Genomic DNA, 26283 nt, shown 5'->3' with positions numbered 1-26283 from the left:
GCATTTTGACACTACGGCAGCTGACTTTGTGCGGTGCCTGTCAAAGCTATGGCGTTCGCTCCGTTCAGTGGCTAACTGGGTAGAAGGATTGCAGGATGCGGGAGAACTGGACAGCGCCGAGGCGCCGTCCAGTGCGCGGTTTTATTGCTGAGTGTTGCCGAGCAACTGGCCCATCTGCACCGGGCTGTTGGCAGCCAGCTCAGTGGCCCACTGCACTTGCTCAGGGGCAAACAGCACGATAGCGGTGGAACCGAGTTTGAAGCGGCCCAGTTCGGCGCCTTTTTCCAGATGAATTGGCGCCCGTGCCGCTTCATCGTACTTAAAGGTTTTCAACTGCCGCTTAGGCGGGGTGACCATGCCGGCCCACACGGTTTCGATCGACGCCACAATCATCGCGCCCACCAGCACCACGGCCATTGGCCCACGCTCGGTATCAAACAGGCAGACCACGCGCTCGTTGCGGGCAAACAGCTCTGGCACGTTTTCGGCGGTGGTTTGGTTGACCGAGAACAAGCGCCCCGGCACATAGACCATCTCCCGCAGGGTGCCGGCCAGCGGCATGTGCACGCGGTGGTAGTCCTTTGGCGACAGGTATACGGTGGCGAAATCACCACCCATAAATGGCGCGGCGCGCTCGCTGTCGCCGCCCAGCAGTTCGATCACGCTGTAGCTGTGGCCTTTGGCCTGGAACACGCGACCTTGCTCGATCTTGCCGAGCTGGCTGATGGCCCCGTCTGCTGGCGACAGCACGGCACCTGGGCTGCTGTCGAGCGGGCGGGCCCCTTCTTTGAGCGCACGGGTGAAGAAGTCATTGAAGTGCGCGTAGGCGCTCAGGTCTTCAACCTGGGCCTGGCTCATGTCGACTTGATACTGCTGGGCGAACTTCTTGATCAGCAGGTCTTTCAGCCACACGATGCGGCACTCGGCAAGCAGGCCAATCAGGCGCGACAGCAGGTGATGGGGCAGCAGGTATTGGCTGAGGATAAACAAACGCTGTTTCATGGATCTTCCTTTAAATAATCGCGGCGCTGCTTAGTGCTCAACCGGCGTGTCTGGATGATTGCCCCACTCGCCCCACGAGCCGGCATAGGCTTTGACTCGGGGATAGCCAAGGATTTTCGCCGCCAGGTAAGTGAAGCCTGAGCGGTGATGGGTTTGGCAGTGGGTGATGATTTCTTTGTCAGCGCTGATGCCCAAGGCGTTCAGCTCTGCTTGCAGGTCCTGGCGAATGCGCAGGGCACGGCTCTGATCCATGCCCGCAGTCCATTCAAAGTTGACTGCGCCGGGGATATGCCCGCCTTTGCTGGCGAGGACTTTCTCGCCCCGGTATTCGGAAGGCGCGCGCGCATCCCAGATGGCCAAGTCGGCGGCGCCGAGGCGGCTTTGCAGGTATTCCCGGGTGGCGGTGGGCGCTGGGTCGAGCTGTAGGCTGAGGCTGCCATTAGCCGGCGCGGGTACCTCGCTGCTGACTTCCCGCTGCTCGTCGAGCCAGGCCGTGAGGCCGCCATTGAGATAGTGATAGCGGCGATGGCCGATCACATCCAGCAGCCAGATAAAACGCCCGGCCCAGCCGCCGCCTTCGTCGTCGTACACCACGTAGACCGCCGCCGGGTTATGCCCCAGCTCACTGAACAGTTGCTCAAGCTGAGCCTGCTCCGGCAGCAAACCTGGCGCCGGCGGTTGGCCGAGTTGGGTGCGTTTGGGATCGACAAAACGCGCACCGGGGATATGCCCGGCGGCGTAACGAGCGCTACTGGTGAGGTCGACCAGAATCAACTCTGGCGCGTCGAGGCGACTGGCCAGTTGGGCGGGTTCGAGCAGCAGGGGCAAGTCAGCGAAGGAGGTCATGCCAGGCCTTTGGAAGGTTGCAAAGGAGGCAATTGTAACGCAAAGACTCGCGGGGTTAAGCCTTGAGTGATAGCTAGCGCTGGCGCTGGGCAAAGCTGCTCAGGGCCCGCTCGATGCACTGGCAGGTTTTACTGAATTGCTCGATCTGCGTGTCGCTGAAACTGTGCCCGGCAAAGTCGGCCACCAGCAACATCACCACATGATTGTTGCTGGCCAGGGAGCGCAGCAATAGATGCTCGGAGGGAAACAGGCCCTTTAAGCTGCCCGGCAGCAGGGCCGAGAACTGCGCCATGTTGCTCGGGCTGATGCGCAGTTGCCGCGGCGCGCTGAGCAGGCGCCGCAGGAGCTCGCTCTGCTGTGGATAGAGAGTCAGAGTCAGGGCAACTTTATCCAGGCCAGTCTGTTGCTGCGCTTGCAGACGCGAGTGCTGGCGATCAGTCAACAGCAGCAAGACGCGCTGCATGCCGGCGCTGGCCAAGGCCTGATTGGCGCAGTGAGTCAGCTGCAGCACATTGGTGAAGGCGCTGGGCTGGGCCAATAATTGCCGACAGTGCTGACGCCACTGGGCAAGGCGGTCGACTTCCGCCGGCCGCTCTGCACGGATATGGCTGACGCGCCAGTCCGGCCAGAGCAGGGCCTGGGCTGGGTGCCAGAGGCCTGGCCGCGCATGCTGCTGAGCGCTGCTGACGGCGTTGTGGTGTAACTGCTGCTGCACCTGTTCGCGGGGGATTTGGCAGATCAAGCCGGTGAGCATTTGCCAACGCAGGTTGTGGCGACTGTCCCAGGCGTGGTGGGCCGTGATGGCCAGGGCGTTAGCCAGTAACAGGCTGTTGGCCGGTTGGGTCAGCCAGCGTTGTAGCTGCTTATCGTCATCCAGGCAGTGTTGCTGTTGCAGAGGATGTTCGTTGTCGCGGGCAATGCGCAGGGCCTTGACCAGCAGGCGTCGATCCTTAAGCAGCAGGCGCCAACTTTGGCTGACCCACAGGGGTAAGTGCCAATGCTCGCTGAGGGCTAAACAGAGTTGTAGCAGCGGCACGCCGAGTAGTTCGCGCTCGACTTTGTGCGCCGCTTCACGCTTTAGCAACACACGCTGTTGCCAGGTTTCTAACAGCTCAGGATGGGCCGCCAGCAGCGCCCACACCGGCGCTAAAAACAGCAGGCTGCCCCAGTGGATTTCATGCCACAAGCGCGCCAGGCGTGCGCCAAACAGGCCGTTGGCCTGGCGACTGGCGTGTTGACTGATCAACTGAATTTGCCGCAGCGCTTGCGCTATTTGCGCTTCATCCACCGCCGGCAAACGCTTGAGCAGCGTTTCGCAACGGGCGATGCCCAGGCGGCTGATGGCCGCCTCCAGACTCTCGGCTTGCTCAAGCTCGACAGTGCCCGGACGATTAGCCTCGCGCAGCACGCTAAGGGCTAAAGCTGGGCACTCTTGGATCAAATCGGCCAACTCGCGTATGGAGCGAGTGCTGTCAGCGAAGGCCTCGCGCATGGCCTGTACACTGCTGTTGGTGGCTGGCAGCAGGGGGCTATCCAGCTGTTTCAGCCAGTCTTGCAGAGTGCGCGATTGAATTGCGGGCTTAGACATAGAGGTTGAGACACGCTGGCTTTTGGCCTTAACTGACTATAGTCTCGCGCAAAACTCCCGATAAATAGAAGGGTTGTTTCGCCCAGTTCCGTTCTTTCCTTCTGAGCAAGTCTTGTTTCTATGGCAAAAATCATTGGCATCATTGTGGTGTTCGCCTGCGTATTAGGGGGCTTTGTGCTCTCCGGCGGCAAATTTATGGCCTTGGTCCATCCCTACGAAATCATGATTATTGGGGGGGCCGCATTGGGGGCTTTTTTACAAGCCAACCCTGGCAGCATGTTTAAGCAGGTGTTTAAAAAGTCGTTGAGTATGTTTAGCTCGCGCTTTACCCATCTGTATTACTTGGACGTCTTGAAGCTGCTTTACGAGATTCTCAACAAGAGTCGTCGTGAAGGCATGATGGCGATTGAAGCCGATATTGAAGACCCCGCTGCCAGCCCAATTTTCAGCAAATACCCAGGCATCCTCAAAGATCAGCGCATGACCGCGTTTATTTGCGATTACTTGCGCATCATGTCCTCCGGCAACATGGCGCCCCATGAGTTGGAAGGCCTGTTTGATATGGAGATCGCCAGTCTCAAGGCGGAGCTGGAGCATCCCAGCCACTCGGTGGCCAAGATCGCTGATGGGCTGCCCGCTATGGGGATCGTGGCGGCGGTATTGGGCATCGTGATTACCATGTCGATTCTGGCGGATGCCAGCAACGCGCAGATCGGCGAGAAGGTCGGTAGCGCGCTGGTCGGTACGTTCCTCGGTATTTTGGCCTCGTATGGCTTCTTCGGCCCATTGGCGGCGAGCCTGGAGCACGATGCCAAAGAAGAAGTGAACGTCTACGAGGCGATCAAGGCCGGCCTGGTGGCGTCCGCCTCCGGCATGCCGCCGTCGCTGGCCGTGGAGTTCTCGCGCAAGGTCTTGTACCCCGCTCACCGCCCTAGCTTCACTGAGCTTGAACAGGCCATGCGCGGTGGCTAAGCATGGAAAATAATCAGCCAATCATTGTTAAGCGGGTCAAGAAGGTAGAAGGCGGCGGCCACGGTGGCGCCTGGAAAATCGCCTTCGCTGACTTCGCCATCGCCATGATGGCGTTCTTTATGGTGATGTGGCTGATGTCCTCGGCCACCCCCGAGCAGAAGAAACTGATCTCCGGTTACTTCCAAGACCCCGTGGGCTTCACCGACAGCGCCAGTCCCCATGTGATTGACCTGGGCGGCACGCCGACCCCGGCGCCCGACCGCACGCTCAATCCCGAGCCGCAAAGCGACACGCAAGAGGAGCAGGCACCAGCGGAAGATTCGCGCGCCGATGTGGATAAGTTGCAAGCCGAGTCGATTGCCGAAGAGATCGAGCGCGAGCGCTTGGAATTGCTGCTGCAGGAGCTGCAAGCCAAGACCGAAGAAAATCCGCAGATGCAAAACTTTAAGGATCAGATCCTGTTTGAGATCACTCAGGATGGCCTGCGCATCCAGATCACCGATGCGGAAAACCGGCCGATGTTTGCCTCCGGTAGCGCCCAGTTGCAGCCCTATTTTGAAGACATCCTGCTGGCCATGACCGACACCATTGCCGCGGTGCCGAATAAGATCAGCGTCAGCGGCCACACCGATGCCCAGCCCTATGCCGGGCGCGGCGATTACGGTAACTGGGAACTCTCGGCAGATCGTGCCAACGCGGCGCGGCGCGTGCTGGTCGCCGGTGGCTACAAGGATGAGCAAGTGGCGCGGGTGGTCGGCTATGCCTCTTCGGCATTGTTTGATCGCGAGCATCCGCTCAACCCGATCAACCGTCGCATCGACATCGTGGTCCTGACGAAAAAAGCGCAGCGCGCCATCGAAGGTCAGCTTAAAGGTGGTTCGGCCGATAAGCCGGCGGACCCGGCTGCGCCAAGCGCGAGCGCGCCACCAGGCGAAGGTGACCCGCTGCCCAAGGAGCAACTGGAACAGCGCCTGAATATCTTTGAGGATGGTGTGCTGAAGATGGATTAAGCCGTCAGGCTTATGCACAAGGCCGCGCTCAGTCGCGGCCTTGTGGTTTGTGCCGGTTTAGTAATCGGCTTCAGGCAGGCTGGCGAGGATGTGCCGGTAGCTGTTCATGCGCTGCGGCTGGATGCGCCCGTCTTCCAAAGCCTTGAGCAGTGCACAGCCCGGCTCGCGGTCATGCTTGCAGTCGCGGAAGCGGCAGTGGCCGAGCAGATCTTGGAACTCGATAAAGCCTGCCTCGACATCATCCCGGCTGACATGGACCAAGCCGAATTCACGAATCCCGGGGGAGTCGATCAGTTCGCCGCCGCCGGGGAAGTGGAACAGTCGCGCCGTGGTGGTGGTGTGGGTGCCTTTGCCGGTCAGCTCCGACAGCGCGCCCACGCGGGTGTCGACCCCAGGCAGCAGGCTGTTAACCAGGGAGGATTTACCCACCCCGGACTGGCCCACGAACACGCTGACGTGGCCGTCTAATTGCTGCTTAAGCTGCGCCATGCCATCGCCGTTATGGGCCGACACTTCCAGCAGCGGATAACCCAGCTGGCGATACACCGCGAGCATGGCGTTCAGCGCCACGGCGTTGTGCTCGTCGATCAGGTCGGCCTTGTTTAGCAGCAGCAAGGGACGAATCCCGGCGTGCTCAGCGGCGACCAGGTAGCGATCGATCAAGTTGGCGTGGGGTTCGGGCAGCGGGGCGAAGACGATCACGATCAGGTCGACGTTGGCGGCCACGGGCTTAAGTTGCCCGCGCATATCCGGGCGGCACAGCTCGGTGCTGCGCGGCAGCTGCGCGACGATCACGCCAATACCTTGGTTGCCGGCGCGCCATACCACCTGATCACCTGTGACCAAGGTCGGCAAGTTCGCGCGCAGGTGGCAGCGGAACACTTGGCCGGCCAGCTCGCCGTCGCGGGCTTCGACCTCAACCTGTACGCCGAAGTGGGCGATCACCAGGCCGACTTGCTCGGGACCGAGGTCGCCGCCTTGGAGAATTTCCACGGCTTGCGATTCGCGCTTAGCCGCGCGGGCGGCACGCTCACCCTGAATTTTTTCGATGCGCCAGTTTTGCCGGCGGTTGAGTTGGCGTTTGGCCATGAAGGTCTCGAGAGTTGGATTGCGCAATAAACGTGGCGAGTCTAGCACGGGCTGCTTATTCACCTGTGTCGCGGCTAAACTGTCCGACAGAACCTCTTGGGCAGGTGTGGTGCATGCTGGTCAGGCTTCGACACTATCCGCCGTTATTGGCACTGCTCGCGCAATTGGGCGCGACACTGCTGATCGGCGCGCTGATTTACCTCAATGCGCAACTGGGGCCGTGGCGACCAACCTGGCTGGCGGCAGGTTTAGCTCAGGGCTTGCTGGCTATGCTGCTGGCCGGTGCGTTGGGCCTGACGCGGGGCTGGCGCCTGGTCAATTTGCTGTTTGTCCCGGCACTGCTCTTGGCCGGCGGCGCTAACCTGCCGTCGTGGTTGTTCCTGCTCTGTTTTGCCTTGCTGTTGTTGCTGAACTGGAACAGCTTTGGCGAACGGGTGCCGCTGTATCTGACCGCTACGCGTACAGCCGGGCAATTGGTTGAGTTATTGAAAGCGCAGCCGGCGAATTTTCGCTTTATCGACTTAGGCTGCGGCCCCGCTGGTTTGTTGTTGCATCTGGCTAAGGCTTATCCACAGGCGCAATTTGTGGGGGTGGAAACCGCGCCGCTGTCTTTTGCCCTGGCTTGGCTGCGGGCGCTGGGGCAGGGTAATTGCCAAATTCACTATCGCAGCCTGTGGCGCACCGACTTGGCGTCGTTCTCGGTGGTGTATTGCTTTCTTTCGCCAGCGCCCATGCCTGCGCTGTGGCGCAAAGCCTGTGAGGAAATGCCCGTAGGCACTTGGCTGATCAGTAATAGCTTCGCTGTGCCTGGGCACACGCCAGATCAGCAGATCGCTTTGGGCGATTGGCGCGCCTCCAGCTTGCTGCTGTGGCGGATGCCCTGCAATGCAACGGCTGCGGCTGGTGCGCCATCGACGAACATAATTGGCTAAACTGTCGGCCTAAGCCAAGGAGCACAGCATGCAAAATGCGCAAAATTTAATCTGGATCGACCTGGAAATGACCGGTCTGGAGCCTGAACGTGACGTCATCATCGAGATGGCCACCATCGTCACCGATAGCGACTTGAACATCCTTGCCGAAGGTCCGGTGATTGCCGTGCACCAGAGCGATGAGTTGCTGGCTGGCATGGATGAGTGGAACACCCGCACCCACGGCGAAAGCGGCCTGACCCAGCGCGTGCGCGAGAGCAAAATCAGCCAGGCCGAGGCCGAAGCGCAGACCATCGCCTTCCTCGAAAAGTGGGTGCCCAAGGGCAAGTCGCCGATTTGCGGTAACAGCATCGGCCAGGACCGGCGCTTTCTGTATAAGTACATGCCGCAGTTGGAAGCCTACTTCCACTACCGCTATCTGGACGTCTCGACCCTGAAAATCCTCGCGGGGATGTGGGCGCCGGCGGTCAAAGACTCGTTCCAGAAGCAGGGCACGCACCAGGCGCTGGACGATATTCGCGAGTCGATCGCTGAGCTTAAGCACTACCGTCAGCACTTTCTTAAGGTCTGATTAGAGCCAAAGCCTGCGGCTGCGGACTTTGTTTTTCTGGTGTGGAATCTTGTTGAACCGCTGCCTGCTTTAACCAAGGGGTTCGCCCTTCTCGGGCGAGCTACTTTGATTCGCTAGACTCACCCCGCAGGGGGCGCCTGATTCTTTCGCGGTATCCATGCCGCTCAACCTCTTGCACGGCAAATCTGGTCACCCTCCTCGGGGGCAGCGGCGGTGTCCTTGCAGGCGTAGCCTGGATTAGCCGCAACGCGGCGTAATCCGGGCTTGAGTCAGAGTGCAGGTTCAAGCCAGCCCGTGCCGCGCCAACGCCCACTCCACATGCTCGCGCACCAACTCAGACGGATACTCGCGCCGTGCTTTAAGCGCCTCCACCACGGCAATGGTCGACGGCGCGTTGCCGAGGCCGACGGCCAGGTTGCGTAGCCAGCGCTCATAGCCAGCGCGGCGCAGCGGCGAGCCTTCTGTGCGGCTGAGAAACTGCTCTTCGCTCCAGCTAAACAGCTCGGCCAGTTCAGCATTGTCCAAGCCGTGGCGTGGCTGGAAGTCGGCCTGGGTGGTGGGTTTGGCAAAGCGGTTCCACGGGCAGACCATCTGGCAGTCGTCACAGCCAAATACCCGGTTGCCCATGGGCGCGCGCAGTTCTTCGGGGATTGGCCCCTTAAGCTCGATGGTCAGGTAAGAAATGCAGCGCCGCGCATCCAGCACATAGGGGCCGACGAAGGCCGCCGTGGGGCAAATGTCCATGCACGCGGTGCAGCGTCCACAGTGTTCGCTTGAGTGGGGCTCATCCACCGGCAGCGGCAGGTCAACAAACAGTTCGCCTAAAAAGAAATAACTGCCGGCTTTGCGGTTGAGCACCAGGGTGTTTTTGCCGATCCAGCCCAGCCCTGCTTTTTCCGCGATGGCTTTTTCCATCACCGGCGCGCTGTCGACAAAGGCGCGAAAGCCAAACGGGCCGATCTCCTGCTGAATGCGTTCGGCCAGTTGCTGCAGGCGCTTGCGGATCAGCTTGTGGTAGTCGCGGCCCAAGGCGTAGCGCGACACATAGGCCTTTTCCGGTTGACGCAGGCGCTCGGCCATCTGCGTATCGCCGGGCAGGTAGTCCATGCGCAACGACACCACGCGCAGGGTGCCCGGCACCAGCTCGTCGGGGCGATAGCGTTTGCTGCCATGGGCGGCCATGTAGTCCATTTCGCCGTGGTAGCCGGCCGCCAGCCAGCTTTGCAGCTGTTCTTGATAGGCGGTGAGGTCGACGTCGCTGATACCGACCTGCTGAAAACCCAGCTCGCGGCCCCAGTCTTTAATCGACTGGGCGAGGGCGGCAAGATCAAGGCTGGGGTTGTTCATAGAAAACGGCTATCCGGGACGCAGGTGGGTATAATTCTGCCAGACATCGGAGCCCACGCATGCCGCATTCGCCAGAGATTCTGCCGTTAGCCCTGTACAGCGCCGCGCAAGTGCGCGAGTTGGATCAGCGTCTGATCGCCGCCGGTACCCCGGCCTTTACCTTGATGCAACGCGCTGGCGAGGCCATTTGGCAAGCGTTGGGCGAGCGTTGGCCGCGTATGCGCGAGCTGACGGTGCTGGCTGGCAAGGGTAACAACGCCGGCGATGGTTATGTAGTCGCCGCGCTGGCGCAGCAGGCCGGCTGGCAGGTGCAACTGCTAAGCGTCGGTGAGCCCGCAGCGCTGAGCGGCTCTGCCGCGCAAGCGCGGGATGCCGCCGTGGCGGCGGGGGTGGCGGTGCAACCCTGGCAGGCATCGAGCGTGCTGCGCGGCGTGGTGCTCGATGCCCTGCTGGGCACAGGCCTGCGCGGCGCCGTCAGTCAGCCGTTTGCGCAAGTTATCGAGGCGCTGAATGCCAGTGGCTTGCCGGTGCTGGCCGCCGATCTGCCGTCCGGTCTGTGTGCCGACACCGGCCAGGTACTGGGCGTGGCGGTGCGCGCCGAGCTGACGGTAAGCCTGATCGGGTTAAAGCTGGGGCTATTTACTGGGCAGGCAGCGTCTTATGTCGGTGCTGTGCGCTTGGCTGATTTACAGGCAGATCCGGCGATAGTTGCCAGCCAGGCCTATAGCGCGTTGCGTCTGACGGATAGCAATGTGCCGCGTTTGGCGCCGCGCTCGCCTGGGGTGCATAAGGGCCAGTTGGGGCATGTTTTGGTGGTCGGTGGCGAGCGTGGCTTTGCTGGCGCACCCATGCTCAGTGCGCAGATGGCGTTGCGCGCGGGCGCAGGTTTGGTCAGTTTGGCCACGCGCACTGAGCATCTGCCTGCGGTTCAGGCGCGCTTGCCGGAGGTGATGGGCGCTGGTGTGGCCTCGGCCAATCAACTGCTAAGGTTGACGCAAGCGGCCAGTGTGCTGGCGGTAGGTCCGGGTTTGGGGCAAACGGCGTGGAGTCGCAGCTTGCTGTCCGCAGCGGCTATTAGCCCGGCTGCGCAAGTGTGGGATGCCGACGCACTGAACCTGCTGGCGCAAGGCGCGGTCAAGTTACCTGATGTGGCGGTGCTGACTCCGCATCCGGGCGAGGCTGCACGTTTATTGGGGCTGAGCACTGCCCAAGTGCAGGCAGATCGGCCTGCGGCAGCGCGGGCCTTGGCCCAGCGCTATCAGCAAGTGTGTTTATTAAAAGGGGCCGGCAGTTTAATTGCCGCTCCGGATGGTCGCCTATGGTTGTGCGAGCGCGGCAATCCGGTAATGGCCGGCGCAGGTTTAGGTGATGTGCTGACCGGCCTGATCGCCGCCTTGCTAGCCCAAGGTTTAGCGCCTCTGGCAGCGGCGCAATTGGCGGTGTACGTGCACGCCTGTGCCGGTGAGCGTTTGGCCGTGAAGGGCGCGGGTCTGGCAGCCAGTGATTTGTGTGAAGTTATTCGAGCGTTATTGCAGGAGCAACTGGGTGTCTGAATTAGAGCTGTTTGCCGCTGACGAAGAAGCGATGCTGGCGCTGGGGGCGCGTATCGCGGAGGTGAGCGCAGGCGTTGGGGTGATTTACCTGCACGGCGATCTGGGGGCGGGTAAAACCACCTTGTCGCGTGGGATTATCCGTGGGCTGGGCCATGTCGGCGCGGTCAAGAGTCCGACCTTTACCTTGGTCGAGCCCTATGAGATTGGCACCGTGCGCGTCTATCACTTTGATCTATATCGTCTGGTTGATCCGGAGGAGTTGGAGTTCCTCGGCATTCGCGATTACTTCGCCGGCGATGCCTTGTGTTTGGTCGAATGGCCACAGCGCGGCGCAGGCGTTTTGCCAAAGGCCGACCTTGACATTACCATTAGCCCGCAAAACGCCGGGCGTGCCCTGTGTTTGCAGGCACATGGCGCGCGTGGCAGTGCATGGTGCGCGGCTTTGAGCGGCAAAACGAATTGAATATGGGGTTGGCTATGCGCATAGGCGCGCGTTTCATCACAATTGGAGTGGCATTGGTGGCGCTGGCGACCGATGTTTTGGCCGCTTCAGATGTGCGCAGTGTGCGTTTGTGGCGAGCGCCAGATAACACTCGCCTGGTTTTCGACCTTTCAGGTCCGGTGCAGCACAGTGTGTTCCAGTTGAGCGCACCGAATCGCATCGTCATTGATATCAACGGCGCTAAGCTGGCCACCCGTCTTGATCAGCTGGCCTTGGCTAACACACCGATTACCGCCGTGCGTTCGGCCCAGCGCTCAGCCGAAGAGCTGCGCGTGGTGATCGATCTGTCCGCCGCCGTCACCCCGAAAAGCTTCACCCTGGCACCTAACCAGCAGTACGGCAATCGCCTGGTGGTCGACCTGTTCGATCAGGAAGCGGGCGCCGCGCCTAGCTTGCCGAGCACCACCACCGCGAGCAAACCTGTGGTGCCAGTGACGCCGACCCAGACTCCGCAGAAGCTGACGCCGGTGCCTAATGGCAAGCGCGATATCGTTATCGCCATCGACGCCGGCCATGGCGGTGAAGACCCGGGTGCTCTGGGACCGAACAAAAATCAGTTTGAGAAGAACGTGACCTTGGCCATTGCCAAGGAGCTGCAGCGTCAGATCAATGCCGAGAAGGGCTTCCGTGGCGAGCTGGTGCGCACCGGCGACTACTTTATCCCGCTACGCAAACGCACCGAGATTGCCCGTAAGAAGGGCGCCGACTTGTTCGTCTCGATCCATGCCGATGCCGCGCCACGCGCCTCTGCCTTCGGGGCCTCGGTATATGCCTTGTCGGATCGTGGCGCCACTTCTGAGACCGCGCGTTGGCTGGCGGATACGGAAAACCAGTCGGACTTAATCGGCGGCGCCGGCAACGTTAGCCTCGATGACAAAGACCGCATGCTCGCCGGCGTGCTGCTGGACCTGTCGATGACCGCTTCGTTGTCGTCCAGCCTCAATGTTGGCAATAAGGTGCTGGGTAATATGGGCCGCGTCACGTCGCTGCATAAGAAGCGCGTCGAGCAGGCTGGCTTTATGGTGCTCAAGTCCCCGGATATTCCGTCGATCTTGGTCGAAACCGGGTTTATCTCCAACCCCAAGGAAGCCAGCAAGTTGAGCACGGCGAGCCACCAGCAGGCGCTGAGTCGCTCGATCGTCAGCGGCGTGCGCCAGTTCTTCCACGAGAATCCGCCGCCCGGCACCTATGTGGCGTGGCTGCGCGACAGCGGCAAAATTACCCTGGGCCCCCGCGAACATGTGGTCAGCTCTGGCGAAAGCCTGGCGTTGATCGCTCAGCGCTATCAGGTCAGCCTGGCCGTGCTGCGTGATGCCAACTCACTGAACAACGATGTGATTAAGGTTGGCCAGCGCTTGAAGATCCCGGCCACTGCTTTGGCGGCCCAGCAATGAGCCAGGCTGCCCGCATCCAACTGCTTAGCCCGCGCCTAGCCAACCAGATTGCCGCCGGTGAGGTGGTTGAACGTCCGGCTTCGGTGATCAAAGAGTTGCTGGAAAACAGCCTCGACTCCGGGGCTAAACGCATCGAGGTGGACGTCGAGCAGGGCGGGGTCAAACTGCTTAAAGTGCGTGACGACGGCAGCGGTATTGCCGAAGACGATTTGCCACTGGCCCTGGCGCGCCACGCCACCAGTAAGATCCGCGATCTGGAAGACCTTGAGCACGTGATGAGCCTAGGCTTCCGGGGTGAGGCACTGGCTTCGATCAGCTCGGTGGCGCGCCTGACCCTGACTTCGCGCACCGCCGAGGCCAGCCAGGCCTGGCAGGTGGAAACCGAAGGCCGCGACATGGATGCCCGTGTGCAGCCTGCCGCGCATCCGGTCGGCACCTCGGTGGAAGTCCGCGACCTGTTCTTCAATACCCCGGCGCGGCGTAAGTTTCTCAAGACCGAAAAGACCGAATTCGATCATCTGCAAGAAGTGATCAAACGCTTGGCGCTGGCCCGCTTCGACGTGGCGTTTAACCTGCGTCATAACGGTAAAAGTGTGCTGAACCTGCACGAGGCGCCGGATGAGGTCAGTCGGGCGCGGCGCGTGGCTGCGGTCTGTGGCAGCGCCTTTTTAGAACAGGCGCTGCCTATTGATATCGAGCGCAATGGCCTGCACCTGTGGGGCTGGGTCGGTTTGCCGACCTATTCGCGCAGTCAGGCGGACTTGCAGTATTTCTATGTGAATGGCCGCACCGTGCGCGACAAGCTGGTGGCCCACGCGGTGCGCCAGGCTTATCGCGACGTGCTGTTCAATGGTCGTCACCCGACCTTTGTGCTGTTTTTGGAAATCGATCCCGGTGTGGTCGACGTCAACGTGCACCCGACTAAGCACGAGGTGCGTTTCCGTGACGGGCGCATGGTCCATGACTTCCTCTATGGCACCCTGCACCGCGCCTTGGGCGAAGTGCGTCCGGAAGATCATCTGAGCGCGCCGGTAATCACGGCAGAAGTGCCGCGGATTACCGGTGCGGCGGCCGGTGAGTTCGGCCCGCAAGGGGAAATCGGCCTGGCTGCGAGCCTCTTGCAGAGCACGCCCAGCCCGTCGCTTTGGCGCTCGCCCGGTGCTGGCTACCAAGCGCCGCGCCCAGAACCTGCCTTTCCGACAGCAGAAGCCCAAGGTGCCTACCGCGAGTTTTTTGCCCCGCTGCCCACGCCAGCCGCTAGCGGCAGCGTTGCGGCTCCGGCGTTGCCAGAAGCGCAGGGCGATATTCCGCCGTTGGGCTACGCCATCGCGCAGCTCAAGGGTATTTATATCCTCGCCGAGAACGTGCATGGCATGGTGGTGGTGGATATGCACGCCGCCCATGAGCGCATCACCTATGAGCGCTTGAAGGTGGCCATGGCCAGTGAAGGTCTGCGCGGCCAGCCGCTGTTGGTGCCGGAGTCGATTGCCGTGAGTCAGCGCGAAGCCGACTGCGCGGAAGAGCACAGCGAGTGGTTCCAGAAACTCGGCTTTGAGCTGCAACGCTTAGGCCCGGAAAGCCTGGCAATCCGGCAAATCCCGGCACTGCTGAAACAAGCTGAGGCGACTCGCTTGGTTCAGGATGTATTGGGTGACCTGCTGGAGTACGGCACCACGGATCGTATCCAGGCCCACCTGAATGAACTGCTCGGCACCATGGCTTGCCACGGTGCGGTGCGCGCCAATCGCCGTCTGACCCTGCCGGAAATGAACGCACTGTTGCGCGACATGGAACACACCGAGCGCAGTGGTCAATGCAACCATGGCCGTCCGACCTGGACGCAAATGGCCATGGACGACCTCGATAAGCTGTTCCTGCGCGGTCGTTAATTCGCCGCGCAGCGTTCCCTAGAGATTTCTTGTATGTCCAAGCGCCTGCCACCGGCGATTTTTTTAATGGGCCCCACCGCTGCCGGGAAAACCGACTTGGCGCTGGAGCTGGCGCGGGTGCTGCCCTGCGAGCTGATCAGTGTCGACTCGGCGTTGATCTATCGCGACATGGACATCGGCACGGCCAAGCCAGATAAAGCCACGCTGGCGGAGTTTCCCCATCGTTTGGTGGATATCTGTGACCCCGTGGAAAGTTATTCCGCCGCCCAGTTTCGTCACGATGCATTGGCCGCGATGGCGCAAATCACTGCGCGCGGCAAAATCCCCTTATTAGTCGGCGGCACCATGCTGTATTACAAAGCGCTGCTGGAGGGCTTGGCCGAGATGCCCAGTGCTGATGCGGAGCTGCGTGCCCAATTGGAACAGCGCGCCGAGCAGCATGGCTGGCAGGCGCTGCACGATGAGCTGCGCGCGGTGGACCCGGAATCGGCTGCACGCATCCACCCCAACGATCCGCAGCGTTTGATTCGTGCCCTCGAGGTGTATCACGTCAGTGGGCAAAGCATGACCGCGCACCGGCAACGCCAAGCTACAGAAAATAGCGCTGGTGCCACAACGGGGGGTACGCAATTACCCTATACTGTCGCCCAATTAGCCATTGCTCCGGCGCAGCGGCAAATGTTGCATGAGCGAATTGCTCAGCGATTTACGCTGATGTTGGAACGCGGGCTAGTTGCTGAGGTCGAAAAACTGCATCAACGCAGTGACTTGCACGTTGGTCTGCCGTCTATAAGAGCAGTGGGCTATCGGCAAGTCTGGGATTACCTGGATGGCAATCTCAGTGCTGAGCAGATGCAGGAGCGCGGGGTTATTGCCACGCGCCAGTTGGCCAAGCGACAGTTCACCTGGCTACGTGGATGGCAGGATGTGCACTGGTTGGACAGTGCGGATTGCGACAATCTGTCGCGAACCTTGAAATACCTGTCTACGATCTCCATATTGGCCTGAGACTCTGCCGTTAGCCGTCTGACCCTGTGCTAGACCGCTTTATGCCGTTTGCTGATTTACTTAAAAATTCTTGAAATATTGATCCTTGAAAGGAGTGCGGCACATGTCAAAAGGGCATTCGCTACAAGACCCTTACCTGAATACCCTGCGTAAGGAACGCGTACCGGTTTCTATTTATTTGGTTAACGGCATTAAGCTGCAAGGCCAGATTGAATCCTTCGACCAGTTCGTGATTTTGCTGAAAAACACTGTCAGCCAGATGGTCTATAAACACGCCATTTCCACTGTAGTGCCTAGCCGCCCGGTACGTCTGCCAAGCGCTAGTGAAGCTGATCAAGCTGACGCAGAACCTGGTAACGCCTAATTTAGGAGGCTGCATTGTTCTTTGAGCGCCATGAAGGTGGAGAGCGGGCTATCCTGGTTCACTTGGATAGCCAAAATTCCGAGGCGCGCGAGGACCCGCAGGAGTTCCAAGAGCTGGCGCTATCGGCTGGTGCTGAAACCGTAGCGTTTTTCAGCATCCCCAGTAACAAACTGGCGGCCAAATTTCTGATTGGCACGGGCAAGGTTGAGGAATTGCGTGATCAGGTCAAAGCCACTGAGGCTGATCTGGTGATCTTTAACCATGTCCTGACCCCCAGCCAGGAGCGTAACCTTGAGCGAGTGTTCGAGTGTCGGGTGCTGGATCGTACCGGCCTGATCCTCGATATCTTTGCTCAGCGCGCACGTACCCATGAAGGCAAACTGCAAGTCGAACTAGCCCAGCTCGATCATATGAGCACGCGGCTGGTACGCGGCTGGACGCACCTTGAGCGGCAGAAAGGCGGTATTGGTCTGCGCGGTCCGGGTGAAACCCAGTTAGAGACTGACCGCCGTTTGCTGCGGGTACGCATTCGCCAAATCAAGCAAAAGCTGGAGAAGGTGCGCAGCCAGCGCGAACAAGCGCGGCGTGGTCGGCAGCGTGCTGATATTCCTTCGGTTTCTTTGGTCGGCTATACCAACGCCGGCAAGTCCACCTTATTCAACGCCCTGACCACCTCCGAGGTATATGCGGCGGATCAGCTATTCGCCACCCTCGACCCCACCCTGCGCCGTCTGGAGCTAGAGGACTTGGGGCCTGTGGTGCTGGCTGATACTGTGGGCTTTATTCGTCATCTGCCGCATAAGCTGGTTGAGGCGTTTCGCGCCACCCTTGAAGAATCGAGCAATGCCGATTTGCTGTTGCATGTGATCGACTCCCATGAGCCTGAACGCGATCAGCAGATCGAGCAGGTGTTGGCGGTGCTGGGTGAGATCGGTGCCAACGAATTGCCGATCCTTGAGGTGTATAACAAGCTCGATCTGCTGGAAGGGGTTGAGCCGCAGATTCAGCGTGATGGTGATGGCAAGCCGGTGCGGGTGTGGTTATCTGCCCGTGACGGTCGTGGTCTAGGCTTGTTAAAACAGGCCATCGCTGAGTTGTTGGGCGATGATCTGTTTGTGGGCACATTACAGTTGCCGCAGCGCCTGGGGCGTTTGCGTGCACAGTTTTTTGCCTTGGGGGCTGTGCAGAATGAAGCTCACACGGAGGATGGGAGTAGCTTGCTGGCGGTGCGTTTGCCGCGGGTTGAGCTAAACCGTATTGTCAGTCGTGAGGGGCTACAACCTGTAGAGTTTATTGAGCAACACACTTTGCAATAAAGCCTGCTCCAGCGACTTTGCCGCTGATTGCGTGCATTCTGTAGCATTGGTGGGCGCGCCGTGGGCGCGTCTTTGCTTTATTAGATGGAGAGCGCTATGGCTTGGAATGAGCCGGGTGGCAATTCGAATAATCAGGATCCATGGGGTGGCCGTAAGAACGGTGATCGCAAGGGCCCGCCAGATATCGATGAAGCCTTCCGCAAGCTGCAAGAGAGCCTTAATGGCTTGATCGGCGGCAAAAAACGGGGCGGCGGTGATGCCGGCTCGGGCAAGAGTGGTGGCTTCGGTCTGCTATTTATTGCATTGGCGGTGTTGGCTGCAGTGTGGCTGTACAGCGCAATTTATGTGGTCGACGAGCAAGAGCAGGCAGTGGTGCTGCGTTTCGGTAAGTACTACGAAACCGTGGGCCCGGGCCTGAACATCTACTTCCCGCCGATTGATCGTAAATTCCAGGAAAACGTCACCCGTGAGCGTGCTTACAGCAAGCAAGGGCAGATGCTGACGGAAGACGAGAACATCATCGAAGTGCCGCTGACCGTGCAGTACAAGATCAGCAGCCTGAAAGACTTCGTGCTTAATGTCGATCAGCCTGAAGTGAGCCTGCAACACGCCACCGACAGTGCCGTGCGCCATGTCGTGGGTTCCACCGAAATGGATCAGGTGTTGACCGAAGGCCGTGAGCAGATGGCGGTTGAAGTGAAGGAGCGCCTGCAGCGTTTCCTCGACACCTATGGCACCGGCATTGCTGTGACTCAGGTCAACCTGCAAAGCGCCGCTGCACCGCGTGAGGTGCAAGAGGCGTTCGACGACGTGATCCGTGCCCGTGAAGACGAGCAGCGCGAGAAAAACCAGGCGGAAAGCTATGCCAATGGCGTGGTGCCTGAGGCTCGTGGTCAGGCCCAGCGCTTGATCGAAGATGCCAGCGGTTACCGTGATGAAGTGGTATCCCGTGCTCAAGGTGAGGCGGATCGCTTCACGGCGTTGGTGGCGGAATACCGTAAGGCGCCTGAAGTGACTCGTGAGCGTCTGTATCTCGACACCATGCAAGAGTTGATGACCAATACCAGCAAAGTGCTCGTCACTGGCGACAAAGGGCAGAACAATTTGCTCTATCTGCCGCTGGATAAAATGATTGATTCGCGCAGCACTGCCGCGCCGAGTTCGATTTCTGGCGCGGCCAGCAGCACTGGTGATGTCCCGGCGCGGGTTGTTAACCCTGCCCAGGTTGATCTGCGCACAAGGGAGAGCCGTTGATGAGCAATAAATCGCTGATCGCCCTGATTGTTGGCGTAGTTATCGCGCTGGTTGCGTGGAATAGCTTTTACATCGTGGCGCAAACCGAGCGGGCCGTACTGTTGCAGTTCGGTCGTGTGGTTCAGCCGGATGTGAAGCCTGGTCTGCATGTGAAGATCCCTTACGTCAACCAAGTGCGCACCTTTGATGCTCGTTTGCTGACCTTGGATGCCACCAGTTCGCGCTTCCTCACCTTGGAGAAGAAAGCGCTGATGGTCGATGCCTTCGCTAAATGGCGAGTGCTCGATGCTGAGCGTTATTACACCGCGACTTCCGGGGTGAAGCAGATTGCCGATGAGCGTTTGGCTCGGCGTCTGGAAGCGTCCCTGCGTGACCAGTTCGGTAAGCGCACTCTGCATGAGTCGGTATCTGGTGAGCGTGATGCCTTGATGGCTGATGTAACTGCCTCGCTGAACCGTGCCGCGCAACGTGAGTTGGGCATTGAGGTGGTGGATGTACGCGTTAAAGCCATCGACCTGCCGAAGGAAGTGAACCGCAGCGTGTTCGATCGGATGGGTTCCGAGCGTGAACGTGAGGCTCGTGAGCATCGCGCTAAAGGTAAGGAATTGGCCGAAGGTATTCGCGCTGATGCCGACCGTCAGCGCCGCGTGCTGCTGGCCGAGGCCTATCGTAAGGCCGAAGAGTTGCGTGGTGAGGGTGATGCCCAAGCTGCAGCGATTTACTCCAAGGCCTATAGCATGGATCAGGAGTTCTATAGCTTCTACCGTAGCCTGCGCGCCTATCGCGAAAGCTTCGCTGATAAGCGTGACGTGCTGGTGCTCGATCCGAAGAGCGATTTCTTCCGTTACCTGGAGAAATCCAAGCCCTAAGTGCGACACCCCGGCGGGCAGCCGCCGGGGTGACCCTCGGATAAAACGTGGTATCATGCAGCAGCCGGGAAAATCCCGGCTTTTTTGCGTCTGAGGCAAGCAAGTGGCAGGGATTGGCGATGGCCCTCTGTCGAGTGCTGGTGCTGCGAGGCATCTCGTCGTTGCTCGATACGCGTGGTTGGCGAGGGCTTGCGGCAATTGATTCGGTTGTCTGATCGATAACTGCGTCTGATGGGGTTGGTCAGCATGTTGCTGGGTACAACCGTCCTTTATTGGCTTCACTGAAGGCTTGTGCCGCCCGGTTCAAGAGGGGAATGGCGAAATGGCAACGGTAGACCGCTGGCTGCTGCCAGATGGCATCGAAGAAGTACTGCCACCGTACGCAGGGCGTATCGAAGTGGCGCGCCGCCAAGTACTGGATCTGTTCCAGCGCTGGGGCTATGAATTTGTGGTGACGCCGCATATCGAGTTTCTCGAGTCGCTGCTCACTGGCGCGGGTCAGGATCTGGACCTGCGGACCTTTAAAGTGACTGACCCGCTGTCCGGTCGGCAGATGGGCTTGCGTGCTGATATCACGCCGCAGGTGGCGCGCATCGACGCCCACTCCCTGCGCCGTGAAGGGCCGAGCCGGCTGTGCTATGCCGGCAGTGTGCTGCATGCGCTGCCACGGCCGCTGACTACATCGCGTAGCCCGATCCAGTTGGGTGCCGAGCTGTACGGCGATGCCAGTCCAGCCAGCGACGTTGAGGTCATCAGCCTGTTGGTGGAGACCTTGGAGCTGGCCGCAGTTCCGGATGTGCACATGGATCTCGGGCATGTCGGGATTTACCGCGGCCTAGCCCGTGCCGCGCAGTTGTCTAAGGCGGACGAGCAGCAACTGTTCGATGCCTTGCAGCGTAAAGCTGGCGATGAAGTTGAGCAGTTGACGGCGGCGCTGCCGGAGGCGTTGGGCAGGATGCTCCGCGCGCTGAGCGAGCTGTGTGGTGGTCGTGAAGTGCTGGATTTGGCCCAGGCCTGTCTGGTCGAAGCGCCGGATGATGTGCATGCGGCATTGGACGAGTTGATCGCCATCGCGGACTCCCTGGAGCTGCGTTATCCGGAGCTGCCGCTGTATTTCGATCTCGGTGAGCTGCGTGGCTACCACTATCACACCGGTGTGGTGTTCGCCGCGTTCGTGCCGGGGGTGGGTTATGCCATCGCCCAGGGTGGGCGTTATGACGATACCGGTGCGGTGTTTGGTCGGGCGCGCCCGGCTACCGGCTTCTCCACCGATTTGAAGACCTTGGTCAGTCTGGGGCAGATGCAACTGAGTGATGTAGCGCCGGGCATCTGGGCGCCAGATAACCATGATGTGTATTTGTGGCAAGCGATTCAGCGCCTGCGCCGTGAAGGTCAGCGAGTGGTTCAGGCCCTGCCTGGGCAGTCCGCTGCGGATGCGCAACAGGTGGGTTGTGATCGCCAGCTAGAGTGGCGTGACGGGCGTTGGCAAGTGCTTGAGCTGAGTGCTTAAGACGCTGCCAGAAACAGTTTCCGCTGGCGGTTGCCGGCATCCAAGTTTTAAAGAGGGTTAGTGTTATGGGTAAGAATGTCGTAGTTCTGGGCACCCAGTGGGGCGATGAGGGTAAAGGTAAAATCGTCGACCTGCTGACCGAACAGGCTGCTGCTGTTGTGCGTTATCAAGGTGGCCACAACGCGGGTCACACCCTGGTAATCGACGGCGAAAAAACCGTTCTGCATCTCATCCCCTCCGGCATCCTGCGCGAAAACGTGCAGTGCCTGATCGGCAACGGCGTGGTGGTTGCGCCGGATGCGCTGATGCGCGAAATCATCAAGCTGGAAGAAAAGGGTGTGCCGGTGCGTGAGCGCCTGCGTATCAGCCCATCTTGCCCGCTGATCCTGTCCTATCACGTGGCGCTGGATCAGGCTCGTGAGAAAGCCCGTGGCGACGCCAAGATCGGCACCACTGGCCGTGGCATCGGCCCGGCTTATGAAGACAAAGTAGCCCGTCGTGGCCTGCGCGTGGGTGATCTGTTCCACCGCGAGCGCTTCGCTTCCAAGCTCGGTGAGCTGCTGGACTACCACAACTTTGTATTGGTGAATTACTACAAAGAGCCGGCCATCGACTTCCAGAAGACTCTGGATGAGTGCATGGCATACGCCGAGCTGCTCAAGCCGATGATGGCTGACGTGACCGCCGTGCTGCACGAGATGCGCCACGAAGGCAAAGACATCATGTTCGAAGGTGCTCAAGGTTCGCTGCTGGACATCGATCACGGTACTTATCCCTATGTCACCAGCTCCAACACCACGGCGGGCGGCATTGCCACGGGTTCGGGCTTCGGCCCGATGTACCTGGATTACATCCTCGGCATCACCAAGGCCTACACCACTCGCGTGGGTTCCGGCCCGTTCCCGACTGAGCTGTTCGATGACGTGGGCGCGCACTTGGCTAAAGTCGGTCACGAGTTCGGTTCGACTACCGGTCGTGCCCGTCGTTGCGGCTGGTTCGATGCCGTTATCCTGCGTCGCGCTATCGAAATCAACAGCCTGTCGGGCCTGTGCCTGACCAAGCTGGACGTGCTCGACGGCCTGGAAACTATCCGCATCTGCACCGCTTACAAAGACACCGCAGGCAATCTGCTGTGCGGCGCGCCGACTGATGCCGATAGCTACCTGGGTCTGCAGCCGGTTTATGAAGAGCTGCCAGGCTGGAGTGAGTCGACTGTGGGGGCTAAGACCCTGGAAGAGCTGCCGGCTAATGCGCGTGCTTACATTAAGCGTGTGGAAGAGTTGGTGGGGGCGCCGATCGATATCGTCTCCACTGGCCCGGATCGCAACGAAACCATCGTGTTGCGTCACCCGTTCGCCTAAGGCTAGTCAGCAAGACAAGAGGGTCACCTGCGGGTGGCCCTTTTTTATGGCTGCCCGTTAAGGGGTTAAAGCGGGGGAGGCTGTGCGACATAAATCGCAGGCAATAAAAAACCGAGCCTAAGCTCGGTTTTTTATGAAATTGGTGCCCAGGAGAAGACTCGAACTTCCACGATCTTGCGATCACTGATACCTGAAACCAGCGCGTCTACCAATTCCGCCACCTGGGCATGCAAGCTTTGTCGTTACCGACCGGAGTTTTGCGTCCGTTTTAAACGACGAACCGACCTGGATCGTTTCGTTGAATATGGTGCCCAGGAGAAGACTCGAACTTCCACGACCTTGCGGTCACTGATACCTGAAACCAGCGCGTCTACCAATTCCGCCACCTGGGCACTGAAACCGATGATTACTCATCTATTCCGTGTTACAACGTCTGTCTGACGCTGTGGGCGCGAACTATACGTTTGCCCTTTGGTCTTGTAAACCCCTGATGTAGAAAAATTATTCGCGCTTAGAGCTGACCTAGAAGGCTTTTCGCGCTTCAATAGACACATGGCAAACCGACTCCTTATAAAACAGGCGAACACCCCCTAATGGCCGATTGGCAATCCCTCGATCCCGAGGCCGCTCGTGAAGCGGAAAAGTATGAAAACCCCATTCCAAGTCGTGAGCTGATTCTGCAGCACCTGTCCGATCGAGGCTCGCCTGCGAGCCGTGAAGAGCTGGCAGATGAGTTCGGCTTGAGCACTGAGGATCAGTTGGAGGCGCTGCGTCGTCGACTGCGCGCCATGGAGCGCGATGCGCAACTGATCTATACCCGCCGCGGCACCTACGCTCCGGTGGATAAACTGGATCTGATTCTGGGCCGTATCAGCGGTCACCGCGACGGCTTCGGCTTCTTGGTCCCTGATGACGGCAGTGACGACCTCTTTCTAAGCCCGGGGCAGATGCGCCTGGTCTTCGATGGCGACCGCGCTTTGGCGCGGGTCTCGGGCCTGGATCGTCGCGGGCGGCGTGAAGGCGTGATCGTTGAAGTGGTCTCCCGCGCCCACGAAACCATTGTGGGGCGCTACTTTGAAGAAAGTGGTGTGGGCTTTGTCGTAGCCGACAACCCCAAGATCCAGCAAGAAGTGCTGGTCACTCCCGGGCGTAATGCCGGCGCCAAACAGGGGCAGTTTGTTCAGGTGAAGATCACCCACTGGCCAACGCCACGCTTCCAGCCCCAGGGCGATGTGCTTGAGGTGGTCGGCAACTATATGGCGCCGGGCATGGAAATCGACGTGGCGCTACGCAGCTACGACATTCCCCATGTATGGCCCGAAGCGGTTATTAAAGAAGCCCGCAAGCTCAAGCCGGAAGTCGAAGAGAAGGACAAAGAGAAGCGCGTCGATTTGCGCCATCTGCCGTTTGTCACTATCGACGGTGAGGACGCCCGTGACTTCGACGACGCCGTGTACTGCGAGAAGAGTGGCAGCAACTGGCGTCTGTTCTCCGGTGGCTGGAAGCTCTATGTGGCCATCGCCGACGTGTCGCACTACGTCAAGGTCGGTTCGGCGCTGGATGCTGAGGCGCAGGTGCGTGGCAACTCGGTGTATTTCCCGGAGCGGGTCATTCCGATGCTGCCGGAAGAGCTGTCCAACGGCCTCTGTTCGCTGAACCCGCACGTCGACCGCTTGGCCATGGTCTGCGAGATCAGTATCTCGAAAACCGGCAAGATGACCGACTACCAGTTCTACGAGGCGGTGATTCACTCCCATGCGCGTCTGACCTACAACAAGGTCAGTGCCATGCTGGAGCAGCCGAAGAGCAGCGAAGGCAAGGCCCTGCGCAGCGAATACCAAGAGGTATTGCCGCACCTTAAGCAGCTCTATTCGCTGTATCAGGTGTTGCTGGCGGCGCGCCATGAGCGTGGCGCGATTGATTTCGAAACCCAGGAAACCCGAATCATCTTCGGCGCTGGGCGCAAAATCGCTGAGATCTGCCCGACCCAGCGTAACGATGCGCACAAGCTGATCGAGGAGTGCATGCTGGCTGCTAACGTCGCCACTGCCGCCTTTATGCAGAAGCACGAGATCCCGGCGCTGTACCGTGTGCACGACGGTCCGCCGCCGGAGCGAGTGGAGAAGCTCAAGGCCTTCCTCGGTGAGTTGGGCTTGTCGCTGCATCGTGGCAAAGCTAAAGAGGGCCCGACGCCGAAGGATTACCAGCAGCTGCTGGAAAGTATCCGTGAGCGTGCGGACTATCACTTGATCCAAACGGTGATGCTGCGCTCCCTGAGCCAGGCGGTGTACAGCGCCGATAACGAAGGCCACTTTGGTCTGAACTACGACGCCTATGCCCACTTCACCTCGCCGATCCGGCGTTATCCGGATCTGCTGATCCATCGCGCGATTCGCAGCGTGATTCGCTCCAAGGCCGATACTCCGCATGTGCGTCGCGCTGACGCCAGCATCATGCCGCGTGCGCGGATTTATCCATACGATCACGCGGCGCTTGAGCAGCTGGGCGAGCAGTGCTCGATGTCTGAGCGGCGCGCCGATGAAGCTACCCGTGATGTGGTGAGCTGGCTTAAGTGCGAGTTTATGAAGGATCGCGTGGGCGAGACCTTCCCAGGCGTGATCACGGCGGTGACGGGTTTTGGCCTGTTTGTTGAGCTCAAAGACATTTATGTCGAGGGCTTGGTCCATGTGACGGCGCTGCCGGGTGATTACTATCACTTTGACCCTGTGCATCACCGCTTGGCCGGTGAGCGCAGTGGCCGCAGCTTCCGCCTGGGTGACAGCGTCGACGTTAAGGTCATGCGCGTCGATCTGGATGAGCGCAAGATCGACTTCGAGTTGGCAGAAAGTAAGTTTCAGCCGTCTCAGGCCGAGCAAAAAAGCACTGGCGGCACTCGGCGTGGCGGTTTTGAGTCGGCGGCTGACCGGGCCGAGCGGCGCAGCAAGCGCGGCGAAGTCGGCAATACCGATGTAGAGAAAAGTCGCGCGCTGAAAAAGTCGCTGCTCAGTGAATCCAAAGGCAAGGCTGCAGGTGGGTCGAAATCGGCTGCCGGCAAACCGAGCAAAAGTGGCAAGGCCAGTGGTCATCGCAAGGGCAGCAGTGCTCCGGCGGCCCCAGCAGCGGCGCCGCGTAAGCGTAAGGCTAAGTCATGAGTGAGTTGGAAAAGATCTACGGCGTGCATGCCGTAGAGGCTTTGTTGCGTCATCACCCGAAGCGGGTCAAGCAGATTTGGCTGGCTGAAGGGCGTAATGATCCGCGTGTGCAAACCCTGTTGGGGTTGGCGGCGGAGTCGCGGGTCGCGGTCGGGCAGTGCGAGCGCCGTGAGATGGATGCCTGGGTAGAGGGCGTGCATCAGGGCGTGGTCGCAGAGGTCAGTCCTAGCCAGGTATGGGGCGAGGCCATGCTCGAAGAGTTGCTCGATCGCTGCGAGGGCCCGCCTTTACTGTTGGTGCTGGATGGCGTGACCGATCCGCACAACCTCGGCGCCTGCCTGCGCACCGCGGATGCTGCCGGGGCGCTGGCGGTGATCGTGCCCAAGGATAAGTCGGCCACCCTTAACGCCACGGTGCGTAAAGTGGCGTGCGGCGCGGCAGAGGTGATCCCGCTGGTGGCGGTGACCAACTTGGCGCGCAGCCTGGAAAAGTTACAGCAGCGCGGGCTGTGGATCGTCGGCACGGCCGGCGAAGCCGAGCAAGAGCTGTATCAGCAAGACCTCACCGGGCCGACTGTGCTGGTGATGGGCGCTGAAGGTAAGGGTATGCGTCGCCTGACCCGTGAGCACTGCGATTATCTGGTCAAGTTGCCGATGGCGGGCAGTGTGAGCAGTCTCAACGTCTCCGTGGCCACTGGCGTATGCCTGTTCGAGGCCCTGCGCCAGCGTAAGACTAAGGCGTAAGGGATTGTCTT

At 60.0% G+C, this 26283-nt stretch carries 22 protein-coding genes and 2 tRNA genes; 17 read left to right on the top strand and 7 right to left on the bottom strand.

Annotation, left to right across the window (positions count from 1 at the left end):
* Positions 1-141 precede the first annotated feature (141 nt).
* The 3 genes from asd to NTD81_RS14360 all read right to left on the bottom strand — a co-directional run bounded on the left by asd (position 142) and on the right by NTD81_RS14360 (position 3436).
* Complete coding sequence (gene asd, locus NTD81_RS14370) at positions 142-1002, bottom strand: archaetidylserine decarboxylase (protein WP_262183277.1); 861 nt, start codon at positions 1000-1002, stop codon at positions 142-144.
* A 30-nt stretch (positions 1003-1032) separates the two neighbouring features.
* Positions 1033-1848, bottom strand: coding sequence for a rhodanese-like domain-containing protein (locus tag NTD81_RS14365; protein ID WP_262183275.1), 816 nt, complete (start codon positions 1846-1848; stop codon positions 1033-1035).
* A gap of 73 nt (positions 1849-1921) precedes the next feature.
* Positions 1922-3436, bottom strand: a complete 1515-nt coding sequence (locus tag NTD81_RS14360) for an HDOD domain-containing protein (protein ID WP_262183273.1) — start codon at positions 3434-3436, stop codon at positions 1922-1924.
* A gap of 120 nt (positions 3437-3556) precedes the next feature.
* Between NTD81_RS14360 and motA the strand changes: the two genes are divergently transcribed.
* Together motA and motB are read left to right on the top strand one after the other, a co-directional pair.
* Positions 3557-4408: a flagellar motor stator protein MotA gene (gene motA / locus NTD81_RS14355; protein WP_262183271.1), complete on the top strand. Its 852-nt coding sequence runs from the start codon at positions 3557-3559 to the stop codon at positions 4406-4408.
* Positions 4409-4410: 2 nt separating this feature from the next.
* A complete protein-coding gene (gene motB, locus NTD81_RS14350; RefSeq protein ID WP_262183270.1) occupies positions 4411-5418 on the top strand; it encodes a flagellar motor protein MotB in 1008 nt (335 codons plus the stop codon).
* A gap of 57 nt (positions 5419-5475) precedes the next feature.
* Here the strand turns inward: motB and rsgA are convergent, their stop codons facing one another.
* Positions 5476-6507, bottom strand: a complete 1032-nt coding sequence (gene rsgA / locus NTD81_RS14345; protein ID WP_262183268.1) for a small ribosomal subunit biogenesis GTPase RsgA — start codon at positions 6505-6507, stop codon at positions 5476-5478.
* 113 nt (positions 6508-6620) lie between these two features.
* On the opposite strand from rsgA, the gene NTD81_RS14340 reads away from it, so the two are divergent.
* Together NTD81_RS14340 and orn are read left to right on the top strand one after the other, a co-directional pair.
* Positions 6621-7439 (top strand): class I SAM-dependent methyltransferase, encoded by an 819-nt coding sequence (locus NTD81_RS14340; protein ID WP_262183267.1) that lies wholly within the window; start codon positions 6621-6623, stop codon positions 7437-7439.
* 28 nt (positions 7440-7467) lie between these two features.
* Positions 7468-8010 (top strand): oligoribonuclease, encoded by a 543-nt coding sequence (gene orn, locus NTD81_RS14335; RefSeq protein WP_262183266.1) that lies wholly within the window; start codon positions 7468-7470, stop codon positions 8008-8010.
* Between the two features lie 282 nt (positions 8011-8292).
* On the opposite strand, the gene queG is transcribed toward orn, so the two are convergent.
* Positions 8293-9357, bottom strand: a complete 1065-nt coding sequence (gene queG, locus NTD81_RS14330; RefSeq protein ID WP_262183265.1) for a tRNA epoxyqueuosine(34) reductase QueG — start codon at positions 9355-9357, stop codon at positions 8293-8295.
* Positions 9358-9416: 59 nt separating this feature from the next.
* On the opposite strand from queG, the gene NTD81_RS14325 reads away from it, so the two are divergent.
* From NTD81_RS14325 to NTD81_RS14275, 11 genes are all read left to right on the top strand, one after another.
* Positions 9417-10910: an NAD(P)H-hydrate dehydratase gene (locus tag NTD81_RS14325; RefSeq protein WP_262183264.1), complete on the top strand. Its 1494-nt coding sequence runs from the start codon at positions 9417-9419 to the stop codon at positions 10908-10910.
* Positions 10903-11373 (top strand): tRNA (adenosine(37)-N6)-threonylcarbamoyltransferase complex ATPase subunit type 1 TsaE, encoded by a 471-nt coding sequence (gene tsaE, locus NTD81_RS14320; protein WP_262183263.1) that lies wholly within the window; start codon positions 10903-10905, stop codon positions 11371-11373. Before NTD81_RS14325 ends, tsaE begins: the two co-directional genes overlap by 8 nt.
* A 14-nt stretch (positions 11374-11387) precedes the next feature.
* Positions 11388-12806, top strand: coding sequence for an N-acetylmuramoyl-L-alanine amidase (locus tag NTD81_RS14315; protein WP_262183545.1), 1419 nt, complete (start codon positions 11388-11390; stop codon positions 12804-12806).
* Positions 12803-14695 carry a DNA mismatch repair endonuclease MutL gene (mutL, locus tag NTD81_RS14310; RefSeq protein ID WP_262183262.1) on the top strand — a complete coding sequence of 631 codons (1893 nt, stop codon included), beginning with the start codon at positions 12803-12805 and terminating at the stop codon, positions 14693-14695. The genes NTD81_RS14315 and mutL overlap by 4 nt, the downstream gene beginning before the upstream one ends.
* A 33-nt stretch (positions 14696-14728) precedes the next feature.
* Complete coding sequence (miaA, locus tag NTD81_RS14305; RefSeq protein WP_262183261.1) at positions 14729-15703, top strand: tRNA (adenosine(37)-N6)-dimethylallyltransferase MiaA; 975 nt, start codon at positions 14729-14731, stop codon at positions 15701-15703.
* Positions 15704-15806: 103 nt separating this feature from the next.
* On the top strand, positions 15807-16067 hold the full coding sequence (hfq, locus tag NTD81_RS14300; protein WP_262183260.1) for an RNA chaperone Hfq: 261 nt from the start codon (positions 15807-15809) through the stop codon (positions 16065-16067).
* A 14-nt stretch (positions 16068-16081) separates the two neighbouring features.
* Entirely contained in the window at positions 16082-17383 is a 1302-nt protein-coding gene (hflX, locus tag NTD81_RS14295; RefSeq protein ID WP_262183259.1) for a ribosome rescue GTPase HflX, read from the top strand.
* Between the two features lie 96 nt (positions 17384-17479).
* A complete protein-coding gene (hflK, locus tag NTD81_RS14290) occupies positions 17480-18637 on the top strand; it encodes an FtsH protease activity modulator HflK (RefSeq protein ID WP_262183258.1) in 1158 nt (385 codons plus the stop codon).
* Complete coding sequence (hflC, locus tag NTD81_RS14285; RefSeq protein ID WP_262183257.1) at positions 18637-19506, top strand: protease modulator HflC; 870 nt, start codon at positions 18637-18639, stop codon at positions 19504-19506. Before hflK ends, hflC begins: the two co-directional genes overlap by 1 nt.
* Before the next feature lie 322 nt (positions 19507-19828).
* Positions 19829-21016, top strand: a complete 1188-nt coding sequence (locus NTD81_RS14280) for an ATP phosphoribosyltransferase regulatory subunit (RefSeq protein WP_262183256.1) — start codon at positions 19829-19831, stop codon at positions 21014-21016.
* Between the two features lie 65 nt (positions 21017-21081).
* Positions 21082-22377 carry an adenylosuccinate synthase gene (locus NTD81_RS14275; RefSeq protein ID WP_262183254.1) on the top strand — a complete coding sequence of 432 codons (1296 nt, stop codon included), beginning with the start codon at positions 21082-21084 and terminating at the stop codon, positions 22375-22377.
* 140 nt (positions 22378-22517) lie between these two features.
* Here NTD81_RS14275 and NTD81_RS14270 read toward each other — a convergent pair.
* Positions 22518-22604 (bottom strand) — tRNA-Leu (locus tag NTD81_RS14270).
* 78 nt (positions 22605-22682) lie between these two features.
* Positions 22683-22769: transfer RNA gene (locus NTD81_RS14265), tRNA-Leu, on the bottom strand.
* A gap of 201 nt (positions 22770-22970) precedes the next feature.
* Here NTD81_RS14265 and rnr point away from each other — a divergent pair.
* Together rnr and rlmB are read left to right on the top strand one after the other, a co-directional pair.
* Positions 22971-25529, top strand: a complete 2559-nt coding sequence (rnr, locus tag NTD81_RS14260; RefSeq protein WP_262183253.1) for a ribonuclease R — start codon at positions 22971-22973, stop codon at positions 25527-25529.
* The gene (gene rlmB / locus NTD81_RS14255; protein WP_262183252.1) at positions 25526-26272 is read left to right on the top strand and encodes a 23S rRNA (guanosine(2251)-2'-O)-methyltransferase RlmB; all 747 of its coding nucleotides are present in this window, start codon (positions 25526-25528) and stop codon (positions 26270-26272) included. The genes rnr and rlmB overlap by 4 nt, the downstream gene beginning before the upstream one ends.
* The last annotated feature ends 11 nt before the right edge of the window (positions 26273-26283 follow it).

The organism is Pseudomonas sp. 5P_3.1_Bac2, assembly GCF_025465995.1.
Lineage (GTDB): Bacteria > Pseudomonadota > Gammaproteobacteria > Pseudomonadales > Pseudomonadaceae > Aquipseudomonas.
Note: the sequence above shows the minus strand (reverse complement) of the source record. Positions and strands in the feature narration are given on the sequence as shown.